This is a genomic window from Microbacterium sp. (genome assembly GCF_031178525.1).
In the GTDB taxonomy this organism is placed as follows: Bacteria; Actinomycetota; Actinomycetes; order Actinomycetales; family Microbacteriaceae; genus Microbacterium.
Genome location: NZ_JAPSJA010000358.1, coordinates 1 through 2,171 on the forward strand (window position 1 = coordinate 1; position 2,171 = coordinate 2,171).

2 protein-coding genes are annotated in these 2,171 nt (G+C 70.5%); both read right to left on the reverse strand.

Annotated features, from left to right (window positions below; translation table 11 throughout):
* A partial coding sequence (gene tal, locus RIF89_RS14350; RefSeq protein WP_309069753.1) for a transaldolase occupies nt 1-1,083 on the reverse strand: 1,083 nt, incomplete at its 3' end.
* Nucleotides 1,080-2,171 (reverse strand): transketolase C-terminal domain-containing protein (locus tag RIF89_RS14355; protein WP_309069754.1); only part of this gene is annotated, 1,092 nt, incomplete at its 5' end. The genes RIF89_RS14355 and tal, both read right to left, overlap by 4 nt.

The following is a 2,171-nucleotide window of genomic DNA, read 5'->3' on the forward strand; positions in this document are numbered from 1 at the left end:
CTTCACGGTGGCCTGGAGCTCGTGCCAGGAGGCGATGAACTTCTCGACGCCCTCCTCCTCGAGCACCTCGGTCACGTCGGCGAAGTCGACGCCGACAGCGGCGAGCTTGTCGAACAGCTCGTGCGATCCGGCGTACGCGCCGGTGACGGTGTCGCCCGTGACCTCGGCGTGGTCGTACGTGGCCTCGAGCGTCTTCTCCGGCATGGTGTTGACCGTGCCGGGGGCGACAAGACCCGTGACGTAGAGCGTGTCGGGAAGGGCCGGGTCCTTGACGCCGGTCGAGGCCCACAGCGGGCGCTGCACGTTCGCGCCGGCCGCGACGAGGTCGGTCGCGCGGCTCTCTGCGAAGCGTTTCTCGTACAGCTCGTACGCCAGACGGGCGTTGGCGAGTCCGGCCTGCGAGGTGAGGGCCTTCGCCTCGTCCGTGCCGATCGCCGTGAGGCGCTTGTCGACCTCGGAGTCGACGCGCGACACGAAGAACGATGCGACCGAGTGGATGCCCGACAGGTCGATGCCCGCGGCCTGCGCCTTCTCGAGGCCCGCGAGGTAGGCGTCGATGACGGCGTCGTAGCGCTCGAGGCTGAAGATCAGCGTGACGTTGACGCTGATGCCCGCGCCGATCACCTCGGTGATGGCGGGGAGGCCGGCCTTCGTCGCGGGGATCTTGATCAGCACGTTCGGGCGGTTCACGCGCGCGGCCAGGTCCTTGGCCTGCGCGATCGTCCCCTCGGTGTCGTGGGCGAGGTCGGGGGAGACCTCGATCGACACGCGGCCGTCGACGCCGTCGGTCTCGTCGTACAGCGGACGGAACAGGTCGCACGCGTTGCGGACGTCGTCCGTCGTGATGGAGAAGATCGCCTCGTCGACCGAGGCGCCCTCGCCGGCGAGCTGCTCGACCTGACCCTCGTAGGCCTCGCCCTTCGAGAGGGCGAGCGCGAAGATGGTCGGGTTCGTCGTGACGCCCGAGACGTTGCGCGCCGAGATCAGCTCGGCCAGGTTGCCGGACAGGATGCGCTGACGCGAGAGGTCGTCGAGCCAGATGCTGACGCCCTGAGCTGCGAGCGCGGCGGTGGGGGTGGTCATGCGTTCTCCTTGATGGTCTCGCGAGCCGCGGTGACCACGGCCTCGGCGGTGACGCCGAACTTCTCGAACAGGGTCTTGTAATCGGCCGACGCACCGAAGTGCTCGATCGACACCGAGCGGCCGGCGTCGCCGACGATCGGACGCCACGTGAGGCCGAGGCCGGCCTCGACCGAGACGCGCGCCTTGATCGCCGCGGGCAGCACGCTCTCGCGGTAGGCCTCGTCCTGCTCGGCGAACCACTCGAGCGACGGCGCCGACACGACGCGGGCGTTGACGCCCTCGGCCGCGAGGGTCTCGCGGGCGGCGACGGCGAGCTGCACCTCGGAGCCGGTCGCGATCAGGATCACGTCGGGCGTGCCGCCCGGGGCCTCAGCGAGGACGTACGCGCCCTTGGCGGCCAGCGACGCCGAGGCGAACGTCTCGCCCGACGCGTCGCCTTCGCCGCGCTCGAACACCGGGATGTTCTGGCGGGTCAGGGCGATGCCGGCCGGTCCCTTGCGGCGGCGCAGCATCTCCAGCCACACGGCGGCGGTCTCGTTGGCGTCCGCGGGGCGCACGACCGTGAAGTTCGGGATCGCGCGCAGCGCGGTGAGCTGCTCGATCGGCTGGTGGGTCGGGCCGTCCTCGCCCAGCGCGACCGAGTCGTGCGTCCAGACGAAGATGCTCGGGATGTCCATCAGCGCCGCAAGGCGCACGGACGGGCGCATGTAGTCGCTGAAGATCAGGAACGTGCCGCCGAACGCGCGCGTCGGACCGTGCAGCACGATGCCGTTGACGATCGCGCCCATGGCGTGCTCGCGGATGCCGAAGTGCAGCACGCGGCCGTACGGGTTGCCCGTCCACTCGTGCGTCGACCACTCGTCGGGGATGAACGAGGCCGCGTTCTTGATGGTCGTGAGGTTCGACTCGGCGAGATCCGCCGATCCGCCCCACAGCTCGGGAAGCTTCTCCGCGAGGGCGTTGATGACCTGTCCCGACGCCGCGCGGGTGGAGACGTCCTTGCCCGCCTCGAACGCGGGCAGCGCCGACTCGATGTCCTCGGGCAGCGCGCCCGACTGCAGGCGGTCCCACAGCGCCTTGCGCTCGGG